Origin of the sequence: Morganella psychrotolerans (genome assembly GCF_001676055.1) — a bacterium.
In the GTDB taxonomy this organism is placed as follows: Bacteria; Pseudomonadota; Gammaproteobacteria; order Enterobacterales; family Enterobacteriaceae; genus Morganella; species Morganella psychrotolerans_B.
Genome location: NZ_LZEX01000043.1, coordinates 175,853 through 192,603, shown reverse-complemented (window position 1 = coordinate 192,603; position 16,751 = coordinate 175,853). Strand labels below are relative to the sequence as shown.

Genomic DNA, 16,751 nt, shown 5'->3' with positions numbered 1-16,751 from the left:
GATCAATGTCTGACCGGAGCAGCTAATATTCAGCTAAATCCGATTACGTGAAGTAAAAGGTCTGAAAGATAGAACATCTTACCTCTGTACCCTACGCGAATAACTTTACCGTAAATCTTCCGGCAAAAAAACCTTTTTTGTAATTTATTTTCAGTTTACTCACGATTCAGCTAGTCACCATCCTGACATATACCGCTCAAATGTTATTTAATTACACATTAGTGCGATCTGGATCTATAGTGGTATTCAGCCACCCGCACAAAATAGCAACAAAACAGCACAAATGGTGCCGTTTTCTCAGGCCATTGTTATGATAGTCTGAGCGCATCCGGAGAATAGCCTCTCCATTTAATTTATTTATATTAGTGAGTTAGCAATGGCATTACTGACATTACGGCATTTTCCTGATCCTTGTCTGCGGGAAACAGCCAAACCGGTCACTGTTTTTGGTGATGAACTGAAAACATTTGTCGCGGATATGACAGAGACAATGTATGCCGAGCGCGGTATTGGTCTTGCCGCGCCTCAGGTCGGCGTTTGTCAGCGCGTAATTATTGTGGATGTATCAGAGAACCGTGATCAGCCCATGGCGCTGATCAACCCGGAGTTTATCCACTGTGACGGTGAAATGATGATGATGGACGGCTGTCTGTCATTACCGGAAAGTTACACAGAAACACAGCGCTACTCGGCGGTAACTGTGCGTTACCAGGATATCAGCGGTGAGACACACACCCTGGAAGCCGAAGGATTACAGGCGGGCTGCCTGCAACATGAGATAGATCACCTCAACGGCATGTTGTTTATTGATCATCTCTCCCCGATGAAACGCCAGCGCATTGAAAAGAAAGTAAAAAAAGACCCTGAAAATGAGAGCAGAAGACACCAGCAACTGATACCTCCGTTGCTCTTCACAAATAAAAACCGGCGCTGAAATCAGCACCGGTTTTTTTATCATTCCACAGCCTTTTTACGCTATAAATTTCAATTTGTGGCAACGCCGCCACAGATTGAAAGATGACGCGTAAATTAATGGGCTTCGTCCCAGTTGAGACCAACTCCCGCCTCTACTTTCAACGGCACATCCAGCACCATAGCCGCTTCCATCAGTGCTTTTATCTTCTCTGCCATGCTTTCTGTCTGATCTTCGCGGACTTCGAATACTAATTCATCGTGTACCTGCATTATCATCAGGGCATCGGTATTTTCTTTCTGCAACCAGCTATCTACGGCGATCATGGCTTTTTTGATGATATCGGCTGCGGTGCCCTGCATCGGAGCATTGATCGCTTCGCGCTCTGCGGCTTTACGGCGCATTGCGTTGCGGGAATTAATTTCCGGCAGATACAGACGACGCCCTTCGAGAGTTTCGACATAACCTTTTTCAGCAGCATGTTCGCGGGTGCGCGCCATATAATCCAGCACGCCCGGATAGCGCTCAAAATAGAGATCCATATAGCGCTGTGCTTCTTTGCGCGCAATACCGAGCTGACGCGCCAGACCAAAGGCGCTCATGCCGTAAATCAGCCCGAAGTTAATCGCTTTTGCACTGCGGCGCTGATCGCTGCTCACACTCTCCAGCGGCACACCAAACACCTCTGCAGCAGTCGCGCGGTGGATATCTTTACCTTCGGCAAAGGCTTTCAGCAACCCCTTATCCTGAGACAGATGCGCCATAATGCGCAGCTCAATCTGTGAATAGTCCGCCGCCAAGATGCGGTAGCCATCACGGGCAATAAACGCCTGGCGTATACGGCGGCCTTCATCTGTTCTGACAGGGATATTCTGCAGATTCGGATCACGGGAAGAGAGGCGCCCGGTTGCCGTCACCGCCTGGTGGTAAGAGGTATGAACACGGCGGGTTTTCGGATCAACCATCTGCGGCAGTTTATCCGTATAAGTCGTTTTCAGTTTGGACAGACTGCGGTGCTCCAGGATCACACGCGGCAATTCGTGATCATCCGCCAGCTCTTCTAACACTTCTTCATTAGTTGATGGTGCGCCACCGGGTGTTTTTTTGACAACCGGCAGGCTGAGCTTTTCAAACAAAATGGTTTGCAGCTGCTTTGGTGAAGAGAGATTAAATTCTTCACCGGCAATAGCAAACGCCTGTTTTTCCAGTTCATCCAGACGTGCGGTAATTTCCACAGACTGTACCGCCAGCACAGAAGAATCAATCAGTACCCCGGTGCGCTCCATACGGGAAAGAACCGGCACCAGCGGCATTTCGATATCACGATACACATGCAGCAATGTTTTTTCTGCTTCCAGCTGCGGATAGAGTGCCTGATGCAGGATAAGCGTAATATCCGCATCCTCTGCTGCATAATTGGCAGCTTCTTCCAGCGGGATCTGATTAAACGTCAGCTGTTTTTTGCCCTTTCCGGCAATCTCTTCAAATGTCGTGGTTTTATAATTCAGATGGCGATCGGCCAGGCTGTCCATATCATGGCGCCCGGCAACACTGTTGAGCACATAGGATTCGAGCATGGTATCAAACGCAATCCCGCGCAGTTCAACACCGTAATTCGCCATAATACCGCGATCAAATTTCAGGTTCTGCCCGATTTTGCGTAAATTTTCATCTTCCAGAATCGGCTTCATGACCGCCAGAACCTGATCAAGAGAGAGCTGATCCGGCGCATCAAGATAATCATGCGCTATCGGCAGATAAGCAGCATGTCCTGCTTTGGCGGCAAATGACATCCCGACCAGGCGCGCGGAAAGATTATCCAGACTGTCAGTTTCAGTATCAAACGCAAACTCACCGGCACTGCGCAGAATGTCTGCCCAGCGGGTTAGCGCAGCTTCATCGAGAATGGTTTCATAGTTTTCATTGCTGATCGCCGGGATATCCACCACAGGAGCCGCTGCCACCGGCTGTACAGGTGCCGCAGTAACCACTGCTTTGGATGGAGCGCTGCGCGTGCTTTTCTTCGCCAGCCAGCCGCCGTTTTCCAGGTCACTTATCCAGCGTCTGAATTCATACTGCGTGAATAATGCATGAAGCTTATCCAGATCCGGCTCGGCAAGTGTCAGAGAGTCCCAGGTGCGATCAAGTTCAACATCGGTTTTGATGGTTGCCAGCGTGTAAGAGAGATAAGCCATCTCTTTATTGGCTTCCATTTTCGGTGCCAGTGTTTTCGCGCCGCGAAAGCTCAGTGTCGCGATTTTATCCAGATCTTTATAGATATCATCCAGGCTGCCCATGCCCTGTAACAGCGCCTGGGCAGTTTTTTCACCGACACCCGGCACACCCGGGATATTATCCGAGGAGTCACCCATCAGTGCCAGATAATCAATAATCAGCGATGGCGGTACGCCATATTTGGCTTCCACTTCCTCCGGCCCGAGAATAGTGTTGTTCATGGTATTGATGAGCGTGATATCCGGCGTAACCAGCTGCGCCATATCTTTATCACCGGTACTGATAAGCACAGGGCGGCCCTGTGCTGCTGCCTGTTTTGCCAGCGTACCGATAACATCATCCGCTTCAACACCAGAGACAGACAACAGCGGCATTCCCATCGCCACCACCATTTCATGCAGCGGCGCTATCTGCTCACGCAGATCGTCCGGCATCGGCGGGCGGTGTGATTTATAGTCTTCAAACAGTTCATCGCGGAATGTTTTTCCTTTCGCATCAAACACGACTGCCACATGCCCGGATTCATACTGCATCACCAGGCTGCGCAACATGTTCAGTACGCCGTACATGGCGCCGGTAGGCTGCCCTGCGCTGTTCGTCAGGGGCGGAAATGCATGATATGCACGATAGAGGTAGGATGAACCATCGACTAAAATCAACGGGTTGTCTGCAATCTGAGCCATAATTGCCTTTACGGTATTGAATGAATGTCCGGAGGGTAGGATGCCACAGACCGTGGCATTAGACGACAATTATTGCCCGTCACCGGAAATTCAGAAATGCATCAGATTAAGATATCTTATCTGGTGGCATAAAAAGGGAAAAGCTGTGGATAACTTTGTGCATAAATTTATGAATGCTATGTAAATCACGGCTGTCAGCGCAGATCACTAAAATCACACTCAAAAAAATCAATAGGTTATAAACTAATACAGCAAAATAATCTATCGTGCTAATCAATTGATTAATGTGGATAGCCTTTTTGCTATCTGCATTATTGTTGTATTATTTTTGCATTGTTCTTTATGCCGCGCACGTTGTAAGCAGAAAAGGAAACCGGTCGCCCGGTTTCCTTCTTATTTTTACTGCCTGAACAGAAATTACTTCTGTTTCAGTAAATAATTCACCGTGTCAGAGAATGCTTTACCGTATTGCGTCACGTCTTTTACTTCCAGACCACCATTGTTGATCTGGTATTTACCCTTGACGAAGACCGCAGGAACGCCACGTAATTTATAATCAGCGGCTGCTTTCTGCTGCTTGGCAATCAGGGATTTAACAAAAATGCTGTTCGCAGCGGCGTCATAATCATCGCCGGTGATACCTGCCTGAATGAAAGCCTCACGCACATCATTTGCATTTTTGATAGTGCCGGTTTCCTGAATACCTTTGAACAGAATCGGGGTGACTTTATCTTCCACACCCATCGCCATCGCCACAGACCAGGCTTTAGTCAGTTCAGGACCCATAGGGCCGCCTAAGAAATCAACATGATAGCGCTCATGTTTAGTGCCTTCCGGCAGATTTTTATTGATAGCTTCCGGCACTTTGAAATTTTCTTCAAACTGGTAGCAATGCGGGCAGTAGAAAGAGAAAAACTCCACTACCTCAGGCTGATTCGCAACCGGGGTTTTAAGTTCAGTATACTGTTTGCCGGCAACAGGTGAGGCGAACACACTGAATGTCATCGCGAATCCCATCATTGCTAACCAAAATTTCTTCATCATTGTTTCTCCTGAAAATCAATAAGGCTGATAACGCGTCAGCGGTGGTTCCGCCAGTACGGCTATCTGTTCAGTAATCAGTGACTGCTGTTGTGACCAGAAATCACTATCCGCCATCCATGGAAAAGCTTTCGGAAAAGCGGGATCCTGCCAGCGGCGTGCTACCCAGGATAAAAAGTGAACCATACGCATAGCGCGCAGTGGTTCGATTAATGCCAGTTCCCGCGTATCAAAATCACAAAACTCCTGATACGCCTCCAGCAAAATATCTAACTGATAACGGCGAGAGTCATTATCGCCATTAAGTAACATCCAGAGATCCTGCACAGCCGGTCCGTTACGGGCATCGTCAAAATCGACCAGCCACGGCTCATCACGCCATAAAATATTGCCCGGATGACAATCGCCGTGTAACCGGATTGATTGCCATTCCCCGGTCCAGCGCGCAGTTACCTCACGGATCAGTGTATCCAGCGCCTGTAAAAAACTATCCCGTACTTTTTTCGGAATAAGCGGACACTCAGCCAGGATGTCGCGGGGTGCTATCAAATACTCCTGCGGTGAAATTGACGGGCGGTACTGAAACTCACGCTCCCGTCCAATCTGATGCAGTCGTCCCAGCAAACGCCCGGTACTTTCCAGCTGATCTATATTATCCGTTTCATACGCCCGCCCGCCTATCGACGGAAAGAGCGCAAACAGATATCCGTCCTGTGACAGCAAGGTTTCACCATCAAACACCAGCGGAGCGGCAACCGGCAGCCCGGCGTCAACCAGAGACAGTGTCAGCTCATGCTCCTCGCGGATCTGCTGCTCACTCCAGCGCGCGGGACGATAAAATTTCACCACATAACGGGTGCGGTTTTCATCCATAAACTGATAGACCCGGTTTTCGTAGCTGTTCAGCTCGGTTAAACCGGAGTCCAGCCAGATACCGTAGCGGCTCAGGCTGTCTATCAGACGATCAGGCCGGAAATCCTGAAAGGTAAAAACCGGCGGTGTGATAGTCTGCATTACTCTTTGATGATGCCGCGCGCACGTAACAGTGCCGTTTTAAAATCGTCTTCGTAATCTTTTTTCAGACCCGGGATTTCAGCCGTTGCATCAGAGCCACGCATTTTCAGGTGGTAAATCAGAATATCATCAGTCAGATCAGACAGTTCGCCCTCAAACCCGGCTTCATCTGCCAGCATTTGCAACATCTGCATCAGATTCAGATCAGAGTGCTGCTGCCAGACAGGGTGCAGAAGTTCGATAACTTCATTAAGACGATGACATTTCATAATAAATTCCTTATAAGCAAGACGTAACACATTACCAATTATCCGCAGTCCCGGAAAGAACAGGACTGTCAGGATGCGTAAATATTGGCGCGTTGTAATAACTGCGGACATATTATCCGCGATTATGGCGTCTATTGCATTTATATTCGCGCTCACTTTACCCTTATTCATTCAAACCGCAGGTTCGTTGGCTGCGCTCAGCCCGCCGGGTCACATAGTTTCAGCCGGAGCTTGCCGCCTGCCTGCAATTCGAATGACGTTGGGTATATACCGGAATCATTGTTAAGATAAGGTCAGAATGTTTATCGCAGATAGTCAGAGAAATTGAAAATGATGACGCAACTCAGCGGCTGTATTCTTGCCGGCGGCCGGGCGACCCGGATGCAGGGACAAGATAAAGGCCTGGTGTTACTGGGCGGGATCCCTCTTTATCAGCACAGTGTGAAACACCTGGCGCCCCAGGCGGATGAGATTTTTATCAATGCAAACCGCCACATCGCGGCTTATCACGCCACCGGCCTGCGCGTGGTCAGTGACACATTGCCGGATTTTCCGGGACCGCTTGCCGGTATGCTCGCAGGATTAGAAAATGCCCGTCACGACTGGGTATTATTTGTGCCGTGTGATGTTCCGGTTTTTCCGGAAAATCTTGCCCGTACGCTCTGGCAGCAAAAAGGGGATTCCCTGTGCGCCTACGCCTGTGATGCCACCCGCGCGCACCCGACATTTGCCCTGTGTCACCGCTCGCTGGCTGAACCGCTGAGACATTATCTCACCAACGGCGATCGGAAATTATTGCTGTTTATGGATATGATCAGCGCAAAAGCCGTCACGTTCGACGCACCTACCGACCAGTTCGTTAATCTCAATACCCTTGCAGAGTGTCGTGAATGGGAAAAACAGCATCAGTTACCCCACCCTGTTCCGTTACTCGCCGTCACCGCTTACAGCGGCACCGGCAAAACAACCATGCTGAAAAAACTAATTCCGCTGTTGCGGGATGCCGGTTTGCGGATTGGTCTGGTCAAACACACACATCACGATATGGATGTGGATACCCCGGGAAAAGACAGTTACGAGCTGCGCAAAGCCGGCGCGTACCAAACCCTGGTGGTCAGTCAGGAACGTTTTGCGCTGATGACGGAAACACCCGGCGGTGCGGAGCCTGATCTTGCAGAGCTTGCCGCCCGGTTTGACAGCAGACAGTTGGATCTTATCCTGGTGGAAGGATTCAAAGGCGAAGCAGTACCGAAAATAGCGCTGTACCGCGATGTGGTTGATCGCCCGTATCAGACACTGCTCGATGAATTTGTGATTGCATTTGCCTGCGATATTCACCGGGATGATGTTTCAGTGCCACAGTTGGATATCAATAACATAGCTGCCATCCGGGATTTTATTGTGCGCTGGCTGACAGAAAATCCGCTTAATCCGTAATCATTACTCATATCGGGACTGATACAAAATGGCGTTTGCCGGCCCGATATGAGTGTTTCTCTGTATCACATGCTTTTTATTTTAAATTAACCATTTAATATTATTATTTTCATTTTAAAAAATCCGGAATATTGAATAAGACAGGATTTGATCTATTCTGAAAACGTATTTATTCTGTTTCCTGAAAATAAAAATGAGGCTTATTTATTATGAAAAAGTATTTTGTTACCGCATGCCTGGTTGCAGCAAGTGCGTTTTCGTCTGTGGCACTCGCAGAGCCTGCTGATATCCAGGTGCCGGATAAAATGACCTGCAAACAGTTTGTCGATTTAAACCCGCAAAGCTGGGCACCTGTTGCCCTGTGGGTTATCAGTAAAGATACACAATATCCGGGCGGTGACTTTGTCGCACTGTCTGAAAAAGGGGTCGCAGAAGCACCGAAAATCGTTGAATTCTGTAAAAAATACCCTGAAGGCACCTTACAGGATTACCTGGCTGCCCGTAATAAATAATCCCCGCCACTAAATTATAAAATGCCGGAAAATACCTTCCGGCATTTTTGACATACCTTTCCTTTACAGATTTGATAAAGTACGTCCCTCTTATAATACTTTTCCCGGATAAATAATTTAATGAGTGACGAACTGATTCTGGTTGATGAGCATGATGCCGTTACCGGGCATGATGAAAAGCTCCGGGTTCACCGGCTTGGTCTGCTGCACCGCGCATTTTCTGTGTTCTTATTTAATGACGCCGGTGAATTACTGCTCCAGCAGCGCGCACTCACCAAATACCATTCGGGCGGATTATGGGCAAACAGCTGTTGCAGCCACCCGCGCCGGGGAGAAACATTGACGCAGGCAACACAACGCCGTTTACAGGAAGAGCTGGGGATCACCTGCCCGCTTCACGCTGCGGGACATATTATTTATCGTGCAGATGTTCCGCCTGCACTGATTGAGCATGAATATGATCACCTGTTCACCGGACACTATAACGGAGAGTTTGCCCTGAACCCGGAAGAAGTCGCCGCTGTACGCTGGATCTCACTGCCGGATTTGGATAAAGAAGTAAAAAACCATCCTGAGCGGTTTGCCGAGTGGTTTAAAGTGATTGCAGAAAAACTTCCGGGAATATAATGAAACATATTGGTATATTACTAATTGAAAAATATGAACCCACTCTCAAACAAAACATTATTTCCCGTGTGATTGTATATAAATAAACATATATTTTCGTTTAAACTAAATCGCCCCCATCAGAAAGGTAACGAATTATTATCAGTAAATACGTTAATACCATTAACTTTAAATTAAGGCACGCAAATAAAAATAAAAATTGCATCACCAATGAATTAGAGGTATTAAATATAGCGCACGACAAATCAGACTTAAACCAACAGATATAATAAGGTTGTTAATAGTGGCGAATTTAATATATTTAAAAATAAAAGGAACATCTCAGGGAAACATATCCAAAGGATGTTCAACATATGATTCCATAGGGAATAAATATCAAAACGGACATGAAGACCAAGTATATGTTTATTCTTTTGATTATGATATAAATAGAGAGCAAAATATTAGTCACTCCCCTGTTATTATATCAAAGCCAATAGATAAATCATCTCCCCTTTTAGGTGTGGCAATAACTAATAATGAAATACTGGAATGTGAACTGGAGTTTTATAGAACAAATACCCATGGGAATCAGGAAAAGTACTACACCGTAAAGCTTACAAAAGCCAGCATTACAAATATATCAGCTCATTACCCAAACTCACTTACTCATGCAGATGCCCAAGCATATGAAGATATAACGATAAAATATGAAAGTATTTCATGGAACCATATTTGTGCCGGGACATCGGGTTATAGCATAAAATAAAATATTTAGTCTTTTTCCACAAAAAACGATGTGGTTTTTTCTGATTCATTGATAATGATATCTATTCTTATATTATCCTTAACCCATCGTTCTTTCATTTTATCTGTATCAAAATGCTTAGAAAACCCAATACTCTCAACATACTCAAATAGCTTTTTGTTTTCATTTGAATTTACATTAAAAAAAACGATGTCATTAAATTCACTTGAATTTCCGTCAACAGGATCATAAGTTATCTGATATACATCAGATAACATTGGAATTTCCTTTACTTCATCAAATGTATATAAGTTATAATAAACTATATTTGTTTTTGTATATTCTCGGTTACCAGGCAAAAATAAAAATACCGCAGCAGCTAAAAATAAAAAAACAAACAGAGGTAACACAATAAATTTACTCAATTTTAATCCATTCACTTTCAACTCCAATGTTAATTCCCGTACTGTCTCTTACATGTATCAGAATTTGACTCGTCCTTATATCATTTATTGGTTTTACTGTATCTAAAAACAGAGGTAATGACACAAAATATGGACGTGCATTATTCGGATATTCATCAGGATCTGGGAATATCAATGGTCGGAACAGTTTATTTTTATACTTACCTATTGAACCATAGTAATCCCAGAGCCTGTATGCTTCTTCTTTACTGATTATAGTCAGATAGTTCATAGGATCAACATCACTTATCACTTTATAAAAACCAAGTAAATTAGATATACAATCCTCGCCACTATAACCGCTATCAGTTACCCAACTGAAAGGGAATTCACCCTGGAGTGATTCAAATTTATGAGTGGTATACATCATTATAGTAAGAACAATACTTTTCTTATCATCATCAGATAACCCTCTTCTTACTTTCCATCGTGTTATTTTTGAGACTCCATGATCCCGTCCTCTTCCCATATACTGTGTATACTTAACTCTGAAATATGGCTCCTTAGCACTGTAATCTCCGGCGTTTAATACATTCATTAAAATAGAGGCATCTTCACCTTTTGCATGCCCTGTATCTATCCATCCAAGTTCTTCGGTATAAATTAATCTTCCACTACTTATATCAGACCTTTTTGTCATATTTTATATCCCGACTATGTATCTATATAAAAGCCAATTATTGAACATGTGAATAATTGTACTAAATAACAAACCACTTAAAAAAAACCTGACAACCTGAGAAGTAATAATAAATACCCTAACACACCGAAATCAATATTTTATGAATAATAGCGTCAATTCCTTAATGTTAACGTAAATCTGTAACCAAAAAATACGTTATTATTATTCCGTGTATTATTAAATTCAGGATTTATATAAATATCCCGACCACATTATATCCAATCAAAAAATTTCCTGATCACAGATACAGTATCAACTATACCTCATAAATAAAAAAACCGGTCATATGCTATTCATATAACCGGTTTCATTTATTTCAAAACTATAACATTTTTAAGCTATCACCGCATCGTTACAAACTCTTCTGCCGCAGTCGGGTGAATTGCTACTGTATTATCAAAGTCTTTTTTGGTCGCACCCATTTTCAGTGCTACCGCGAAGCCCTGTAATATTTCATCCATACCGTAGCCGATACCGTGGATACCGACGACTTTTTCGTCTTTTCCGGCGCAGACCAGTTTCATTTTACATGGCTGGCGGTGGCTGGTCACCGCGGTGTACATTGCGGTGAAAGAGGATTTGTAGCATGTCACATTATCTGCGCCATACTGCTCAATCGCCTGCGGCTCTGTCAGACCCACAGTTCCGATTGCAGGGTGGCTGAATACCACGGTCGGGATATTGCTGTAATCGAGGTGCTCATCCGGCTTATTATTGAAAAGACGCTCAGAAAGACGGCGACCCGCCGCAACCGCAACCGGGGTCAGTTCAACCGCACCTGTGTTATCGCCTACCGCGTACACACCCGGAACAGAGGTATTCTGGAATTTATCCACCTGAATAAAACCACGGTCATTGCGCGCCACACCGGTGACATCCAGATTAATGTTATCCGTTGCCGGTTCACGTCCGATAGCCCAGATAAGGCAATCCACTGTCTGCTCGTGACCATTTTCCAGTTGCAGTGTCAGGCTGCCGTCTGCATTTTTCACAACCGCTTTCGGTACAGAATTTGTATGCAGCGCCGGGCCTTCCGTATTCATGACTTCCACCAGCGTTTCCACAATCAGCGGATCAAAATTACGCAATGGGGCATGTTTACGGACAAACAGGTGCGCTTCGCTGCCCAGGGCATTCAGAACACCTGCCAGCTCAACAGCAATATAGCCAGCGCCAACAATCGCCACACGCTTGGGCAGAGCTTTCAGCGCAAAGAAACCATCAGAATTAATACCGTATTCCGCACCCGGAACAGATGGCGGCATGACAGGACGCCCGCCGGTCGCAATCAGGATATGATCCGCAGTATAGATTTCGCCGTTCACTTCCACAGTATGTGCATCTTTAAAACGGGCAAAACCGGTTATGACATCAATTTTATTGTTGCCCAACACACGCTCATAGGACTGGTGAATACGATCGATATACGCAGAACGGCTTTCCAGCAGTTTTTCCCAGCTAAAGTGATTTACCGTGGTATCAAATCCGTAATCCGGGCCATACTGGCGGATAGCTTCGGCAATCTGAGCGCCGTACCACATCACTTTTTTCGGGACACAACCGACATTAACACACGTACCGCCGAGTGCTTTCGCTTCAATCAGGGCGCATTTCTGCCCGTACATCGAGGCACGGTTCACAGAGGCAATCCCGGCACTGCCGCCGCCGATTGCAATATAGTCGTAATGTTTGCTCATAGTTGGCTCGTTCCATTTATCAGTCAATACATAAACACCCGCCGCAGTGTGATACAAGGCGACGGAAACTAATTATTCCGGCGTAATCCATTCAACCCGGGTATGACCCGTGCCTTCCGGCACCAGTACATTATGCAGCCACGGTAACACGGCTTTCATTTGTGATTCCAGTTTCCACGGCGGATTGATAACAATCATGCCGGAGGCTGTCATGCCGCGCTGATCACTGTCAGGGCGCACTGCCAGTTCGATTTGCAGGATTTTGCGGATACCTGTTGCCTGAAACTCTTTTACCATACGCTTGATTTGCTGGCGCATCACAACCGGATACCAGATGGCATAAGTGCCGGTTGCAAAACGGCGGTAACCTTCCTGAACCCCTTTGACCACATCCTGATAATCCGTTTTCATTTCATACGGCGGATCAATCAGAATCAGACCACGGCGGGACTGTGGTGGCAATTGCGAGCGCAGTTGCTGATAACCATCTTCGCGGATAACACGGGCGCGGTAGTCACGGGTGAATTCACTGCGCAGCAGCGGAAAGTCAGACGGGTGCAGTTCACTGAGGCTCAGTTTGTCCTCATCACGCAGCAAATGTGCAGCGATCAGCGGGGAGCCCGGATAAAAACGCAGTTCTTTGCGCGGATTCAGCGCACTGACAGCCTCCAGATAGGCGGTCAGTTCTTCAGGACAGGCTTCCTGTGCCCAGAGCCGGGCTATCCCTTCCAGATATTCGCCGGTTCGTTCGGCATGCTCACCACTGAGCTGATAACGCCCGGCGCCTGCGTGCGTATCCAGATACAAAAACGGTTTGTCTTTCTCTTTTAATGACTCAATGATCAGACTCTGGACGGTGTGCTTTAACACATCCGCATGGTTGCCGGCGTGAAAGCTGTGGCGGTAACTAAGCATACATGGGCCTCAGATGGTCGGGTGTAAACCACCCGGAACAAGAATATCAGTACAAATTTAATTGCTCAGTATAACCTGATTTCTGCAGGAAAGAACCAACGCCCTTTCCTCATCTGTGCGGATACAGTGCGGATGCACAATGAACCGTTGAAGATATTAAAGGTCATAAAAAGATGAATGGAATTAATCACGAGGTAAATATGACACGATTTAAATCTGCCGCCCTGCCGGCTCTGGCTTTCGGACTGGGTGCGCTGCTGATGAGTACATCTGCTATAAGTGCGCAGAATGGCTGTGAAATTAAAAAAGACAAAATTACAGAACAGATCCGCTACGCCAAAGCACACGGCAATACTTATCGGGTGCAGGGGCTGGAGCGCGCATTGCAGAATGTAGAAACTTACTGTACACCGGACAGCCTGCGTAATGATACCCGCAACGAAATGAATGACCGGAAAAAAGAGGTTGAAGAACAAAAAGCAGATTTGCAAAAAGCCATCGATAAAGGTGATAAAGCAAAAATCGCCAAACGGGAACGCAAACTGGCAGAGGCTGAAGCAAAATTAAAAACAGCACAGTCAGAATTGGACGCATTATTAAAATAATAACAGCGCACCCGATCCAACCGGGTGCGCTATCTCTGATTACTGAGGAGAGTTCAGCGAATCCAGCCGGGTTTTCATCATTGCTTCATAGTGCTGAATATCCTCAGGATCATAATGCAATAATTCTCCGAACCTGCGCCCGAGCTTATATTCTGAATAATAAACCCGCTCTTCATGAGTTCCTTCACCACTTTCCATCATTGCTTTTTTTTCGTTCATCAGAGCAATAAAATCCAGCGCACCTGTCTCACCCTGATCACTGTCACGACGATATACCAGGATGATATAAATATTGATATCATTTTGTTTCAGATAACATTTTATACCCAGCCCCGGCGTGTCATACAAGCCGTGAAGAACCGGGTCATAAAGTGACAGTACACTGAATTGTCCCAGCGGGCGCAATCCCTTCACCACACTCAGCCAACTGTCTGACGGATTATTGACTGAGCCGGGATGAATCGTTCCGGTTTCACAACAGGTGCCGTAAAACGCCTGAATTTCACGCCGGGTTTCATTATATTTCTGCGTAAATATATCCGGATGCTGCCTGTAACCCTTCGGGTCACAATTTAAATCTGACGCATTACATTGCGGATAAATCATACAGATCCGCGGATACATATCATTATTTTCCGGCACCAGACTATCCTGCCGGCACAACCTTGTGTGATTATTCACATTCAATATTGTTTTCTCATACAGAAAAAACGCTATATAAACAGATACCCGATAACAAACTATTATAAAACCGCCCTTCTTGTATTACGCTAGACTGCTCAGTATTCTGTTGCCCGTAATTGCCCGAAATACTCAGTCAGCTGAAAACGGACATCAAAATTACGGGTGACCGGGGTAATCTGAAGGCGGCGCTTAATATCTGACTCCACCGTAATCAGTGCAGTATAGGATTTTCCGCTTCTGAACGGATAATTCAGCGTGGAAACACAGCGGTGTTTTCCGATAACGTCCTGCTGCGGTGTAAATGTATGGGTCAGCAATCGCTTATTCTCACTGCCGATTTCATCAATATCCAGCCTGGCTAATTTTTCATCACCGTCAGGAGATATAATAATACACACCTGATTGGATACAATAATAACTCTGGCCGGCGAATGCGAGCCATCCGGTTTATACACACATCCACCGGCGCTCAGTCCGGCGAGCATCATCAACAGTATATACCCTGTTTTTTTATTAAAGATTGCCATTTCCATTTATTCTGTGTGAGTGTAAAAGAAAAATAAAAATAATAACGTCCGATAAATACACATTATTTATTCACTTGGTGAACATATCGTTACGCCATATTGATTAATCTTATCCCGCGTAGGAATAGGAGCCGATAATAAAGTATTTTTACCTGCATTAATCAATCGGGAAATTCTTAAGCCCGTGAAAACCATATAACATATCGTGTTTTTATCTCTATATCCGCTGTGCGAACCTGAATTGTTCATCGGGTTTGTCATGTAGTAAACTTAAACCGAATCAATTGTTGAACAAGCGAGGATACATGGCCCGGGAAAATGATATACCGGAGAACGGCAACGACACATCATCAATAAAGCCCCTGCGCAAAAATTTTGATGAGGGAATAAAGCAGGGAAAAAAAGCCCTGAAATGGAGTGTGAAAGCCGGAAATTATATCCGGGATATTCCGTTTATCGCTCATCTGCTCCGTACCGCCACCCGGTTTAATGACCGGATGGGAAGCCAGTTTGGTGCAGCGATTACCTATTTTTCCTTTTTATCCATGATCCCGATTCTGATGGTGTCATTTGCCGCTGCCGGTTATGCCCTGGCATTTAATCCGGAACTGCTGACAAAACTTATCCGTGGCGTTGCCAACAGCATCAGTGATCCGACACTCGCAAATACCATTGAGCGCAGTATTGATACGGCTATCCGTCAGCGTGCAACCGTCGGGTTAACCGGTCTGGCACTGGCGCTCTATTCCGGAGTGAACTGGGTGGGTAATCTGCGGATGGCAATACGCGCGCAGTACCATGAACAGTGGGAGCCGGATATGGAAATCAAAGAAAATATGTTCCTGCGCTACCTGCGGGATTTTCTGGCACTCATCGGGCTGCTTATCGCCCTGATTATTACGCTCTCACTGACATCGATTGCCGGCTCAGCACAGGCGACGATTGTACAATTTTTAGGGCTTGATTCGATTGAGTGGCTGCGCCCGGTCTGGACCATTATCGGGCTGACTATTTCGATTCTGGCAAACTACCTGCTGTTTATGTGGATTTTCTGGTTCCTGCCACGCATGAAACTGAACCGGACGTCACTGCTGAAAGGAACATTGTTGGCGGCTATCGGGTTTGAGATCCTGAAAACAATTATGACCTGGCTGCTACCGAATATGGCGGCGTCCCCTTCCGGAGCGGCATTTGGTTCGGTTATCGGGTTGATGGCATTCTTTTATTTCTTCGCCCGGCTGATCCTTGTTTCTGCGGCCTGGATTGCGACAGATATTCAAAAAAATAAAACCGTCTGATATTTTTTACGGGGGAAACGTCCTGTTTCCTCCGTCCGGCCCTGCCAACTATTCCTCTTTCATTGACTCGCACCTGACACTGCTTCACTCTATGATGTGGTGAGAACATCAGTCCTCTTTATCGATGGAGATAAATCATTACAGGCTGATATTCAAACACTTGCAAACATCCTCAGGAATAATAACCACAAAATTATCAGGAGCCACTATGCCGTTTGTACACATCCGCATCACCAAAGAGGGTGCGACAGAAGAACAAAAACAGAAGCTGATTGAAGGTGCGACTCAGTTACTGGTTGATGTACTGGGGAAAAATCCGGCATCCACCTTTGTGATTATTGATGAAGTGGAAACAGACAACTGGGGTGTCGGCGGGAAAACCGTAACAAAACTGCGTGCTGATGCTAAAAAATAGTCTGTA

General features: G+C 45.9%; 18 protein-coding genes and 2 pseudogenes. 9 read left to right on the top strand and 11 right to left on the bottom strand.

Annotation, left to right across the window (positions count from 1 at the left end):
• Nucleotides 1-29 precede the first annotated feature (29 nt).
• Nucleotides 30-77: a small protein SpfP gene (gene spfP, locus AYY17_RS22810; RefSeq protein WP_438361642.1), complete on the bottom strand. Its 48-nt coding sequence runs from the start codon at nucleotides 75-77 to the stop codon at nucleotides 30-32.
• Nucleotides 78-376: 299 nt separating this feature from the next.
• Between spfP and def the strand changes: the two genes are divergently transcribed.
• Nucleotides 377-934: a peptide deformylase gene (gene def / locus AYY17_RS17910; protein ID WP_067426037.1), complete on the top strand. Its 558-nt coding sequence runs from the start codon at nucleotides 377-379 to the stop codon at nucleotides 932-934.
• A 95-nt stretch (nucleotides 935-1,029) separates the two neighbouring features.
• Here def and polA read toward each other — a convergent pair whose 3' ends face one another.
• From polA to AYY17_RS17890, 4 genes are all read right to left on the bottom strand, one after another.
• The gene (polA, locus tag AYY17_RS17905) at nucleotides 1,030-3,831 is read right to left on the bottom strand and encodes a DNA polymerase I (RefSeq protein ID WP_067426035.1); all 2,802 of its coding nucleotides are present in this window, start codon (nucleotides 3,829-3,831) and stop codon (nucleotides 1,030-1,032) included.
• Between the two features lie 417 nt (nucleotides 3,832-4,248).
• The gene (dsbA, locus tag AYY17_RS17900; RefSeq protein ID WP_067426093.1) at nucleotides 4,249-4,872 is read right to left on the bottom strand and encodes a thiol:disulfide interchange protein DsbA; all 624 of its coding nucleotides are present in this window, start codon (nucleotides 4,870-4,872) and stop codon (nucleotides 4,249-4,251) included.
• An 18-nt stretch (nucleotides 4,873-4,890) separates the two neighbouring features.
• A complete protein-coding gene (locus tag AYY17_RS17895; protein WP_412779026.1) occupies nucleotides 4,891-5,877 on the bottom strand; it encodes a serine/threonine protein kinase in 987 nt (328 codons plus the stop codon).
• 8 nt (nucleotides 5,878-5,885) lie between these two features.
• On the bottom strand, nucleotides 5,886-6,155 hold the full coding sequence (locus AYY17_RS17890) for a YihD family protein (protein ID WP_067368938.1): 270 nt from the start codon (nucleotides 6,153-6,155) through the stop codon (nucleotides 5,886-5,888).
• A gap of 330 nt (nucleotides 6,156-6,485) precedes the next feature.
• On the opposite strand from AYY17_RS17890, the pseudogene mobA reads away from it, so the two are divergent.
• The 5 genes and pseudogenes from mobA to AYY17_RS17870 form a co-directional block, all read left to right on the top strand.
• Nucleotides 6,486-7,028, top strand: a pseudogene (gene mobA / locus AYY17_RS22460) (molybdenum cofactor guanylyltransferase MobA); the annotation flags it as partial.
• 48 nt (nucleotides 7,029-7,076) lie between these two features.
• Nucleotides 7,077-7,592, top strand: a pseudogene (gene mobB, locus AYY17_RS22455) (molybdopterin-guanine dinucleotide biosynthesis protein MobB); the annotation flags it as partial.
• A 209-nt stretch (nucleotides 7,593-7,801) separates the two neighbouring features.
• Nucleotides 7,802-8,104, top strand: a complete 303-nt coding sequence (locus AYY17_RS17880) for an HdeA/HdeB family chaperone (protein ID WP_067405610.1) — start codon at nucleotides 7,802-7,804, stop codon at nucleotides 8,102-8,104.
• Between the two features lie 120 nt (nucleotides 8,105-8,224).
• Nucleotides 8,225-8,731, top strand: a complete 507-nt coding sequence (gene idi / locus AYY17_RS17875; RefSeq protein WP_067426029.1) for an isopentenyl-diphosphate Delta-isomerase — start codon at nucleotides 8,225-8,227, stop codon at nucleotides 8,729-8,731.
• A 283-nt stretch (nucleotides 8,732-9,014) separates the two neighbouring features.
• On the top strand, nucleotides 9,015-9,479 hold the full coding sequence (locus tag AYY17_RS17870) for an Hcp family type VI secretion system effector (RefSeq protein ID WP_067426027.1): 465 nt from the start codon (nucleotides 9,015-9,017) through the stop codon (nucleotides 9,477-9,479).
• Nucleotides 9,480-9,484: 5 nt separating this feature from the next.
• On the opposite strand, the gene AYY17_RS17865 is transcribed toward AYY17_RS17870, so the two are convergent.
• The 4 genes from AYY17_RS17865 to AYY17_RS17850 all read right to left on the bottom strand — a co-directional run bounded on the left by AYY17_RS17865 (nucleotide 9,485) and on the right by AYY17_RS17850 (nucleotide 13,216).
• Nucleotides 9,485-9,883, bottom strand: coding sequence for a hypothetical protein (locus AYY17_RS17865; RefSeq protein WP_235845426.1), 399 nt, complete (start codon nucleotides 9,881-9,883; stop codon nucleotides 9,485-9,487).
• A complete protein-coding gene (locus tag AYY17_RS17860; RefSeq protein WP_067426023.1) occupies nucleotides 9,876-10,562 on the bottom strand; it encodes a hypothetical protein in 687 nt (228 codons plus the stop codon). The genes AYY17_RS17865 and AYY17_RS17860 overlap by 8 nt, the downstream gene beginning before the upstream one ends.
• 383 nt (nucleotides 10,563-10,945) lie before the next feature.
• Nucleotides 10,946-12,301, bottom strand: a complete 1,356-nt coding sequence (gene gorA, locus AYY17_RS17855; RefSeq protein ID WP_067426021.1) for a glutathione-disulfide reductase — start codon at nucleotides 12,299-12,301, stop codon at nucleotides 10,946-10,948.
• A 72-nt stretch (nucleotides 12,302-12,373) separates the two neighbouring features.
• Nucleotides 12,374-13,216 (bottom strand): 23S rRNA (adenine(2030)-N(6))-methyltransferase RlmJ, encoded by an 843-nt coding sequence (locus AYY17_RS17850; protein WP_067405624.1) that lies wholly within the window; start codon nucleotides 13,214-13,216, stop codon nucleotides 12,374-12,376.
• A 200-nt stretch (nucleotides 13,217-13,416) separates the two neighbouring features.
• On the opposite strand from AYY17_RS17850, the gene AYY17_RS17845 reads away from it, so the two are divergent.
• A complete protein-coding gene (locus AYY17_RS17845) occupies nucleotides 13,417-13,821 on the top strand; it encodes a DUF1090 domain-containing protein (RefSeq protein WP_082981450.1) in 405 nt (134 codons plus the stop codon).
• Between the two features lie 39 nt (nucleotides 13,822-13,860).
• Here the strand turns inward: AYY17_RS17845 and AYY17_RS17840 are convergent, their stop codons facing one another.
• A complete protein-coding gene (locus AYY17_RS17840; protein ID WP_067426019.1) occupies nucleotides 13,861-14,463 on the bottom strand; it encodes an NleE/OspZ family T3SS effector cysteine methyltransferase in 603 nt (200 codons plus the stop codon).
• Between the two features lie 137 nt (nucleotides 14,464-14,600).
• On the bottom strand, nucleotides 14,601-15,032 hold the full coding sequence (locus tag AYY17_RS17835) for a putative T6SS immunity periplasmic lipoprotein (RefSeq protein ID WP_067426017.1): 432 nt from the start codon (nucleotides 15,030-15,032) through the stop codon (nucleotides 14,601-14,603).
• A gap of 305 nt (nucleotides 15,033-15,337) precedes the next feature.
• On the opposite strand from AYY17_RS17835, the gene yhjD reads away from it, so the two are divergent.
• Together yhjD and AYY17_RS17825 are read left to right on the top strand one after the other, a co-directional pair.
• Nucleotides 15,338-16,330, top strand: a complete 993-nt coding sequence (gene yhjD, locus AYY17_RS17830) for an inner membrane protein YhjD (protein ID WP_067426015.1) — start codon at nucleotides 15,338-15,340, stop codon at nucleotides 16,328-16,330.
• A 208-nt stretch (nucleotides 16,331-16,538) separates the two neighbouring features.
• Nucleotides 16,539-16,745, top strand: coding sequence for a 2-hydroxymuconate tautomerase family protein (locus AYY17_RS17825; RefSeq protein WP_067368804.1), 207 nt, complete (start codon nucleotides 16,539-16,541; stop codon nucleotides 16,743-16,745).
• Nucleotides 16,746-16,751: the final 6 nt, after the last annotated feature.

Excerpts from the sequence above, each read along its gene's own strand:
- def (WP_067426037.1), top strand. The coding sequence starts at position 377 with ATGGCATTACTGACATTACGGCATTTTCCTGATCCTTGTCTGCGGGAA.
- AYY17_RS17890 (WP_067368938.1), bottom strand. The coding sequence starts at position 6,155 with ATGAAATGTCATCGTCTTAATGAAGTTATCGAACTTCTGCACCCTGTC.
- gorA (WP_067426021.1), bottom strand. The coding sequence starts at position 12,301 with ATGAGCAAACATTACGACTATATTGCAATCGGCGGCGGCAGTGCCGGG.
- AYY17_RS17860 (WP_067426023.1), bottom strand. The coding sequence starts at position 10,562 with ATGACAAAAAGGTCTGATATAAGTAGTGGAAGATTAATTTATACCGAA.
- polA (WP_067426035.1), bottom strand. The coding sequence starts at position 3,831 with ATGGCTCAGATTGCAGACAACCCGTTGATTTTAGTCGATGGTTCATCC.
- idi (WP_067426029.1), top strand. The coding sequence starts at position 8,225 with ATGAGTGACGAACTGATTCTGGTTGATGAGCATGATGCCGTTACCGGG.
- AYY17_RS17850 (WP_067405624.1), bottom strand. The coding sequence starts at position 13,216 with ATGCTTAGTTACCGCCACAGCTTTCACGCCGGCAACCATGCGGATGTG.
- AYY17_RS17845 (WP_082981450.1), top strand. The coding sequence starts at position 13,417 with ATGACACGATTTAAATCTGCCGCCCTGCCGGCTCTGGCTTTCGGACTG.
- yhjD (WP_067426015.1), top strand. The coding sequence starts at position 15,338 with ATGGCCCGGGAAAATGATATACCGGAGAACGGCAACGACACATCATCA.
- AYY17_RS17880 (WP_067405610.1), top strand. The coding sequence starts at position 7,802 with ATGAAAAAGTATTTTGTTACCGCATGCCTGGTTGCAGCAAGTGCGTTT.
- AYY17_RS17835 (WP_067426017.1), bottom strand. The coding sequence starts at position 15,032 with ATGGCAATCTTTAATAAAAAAACAGGGTATATACTGTTGATGATGCTC.
- AYY17_RS17825 (WP_067368804.1), top strand. The coding sequence starts at position 16,539 with ATGCCGTTTGTACACATCCGCATCACCAAAGAGGGTGCGACAGAAGAA.
- dsbA (WP_067426093.1), bottom strand. The coding sequence starts at position 4,872 with ATGAAGAAATTTTGGTTAGCAATGATGGGATTCGCGATGACATTCAGT.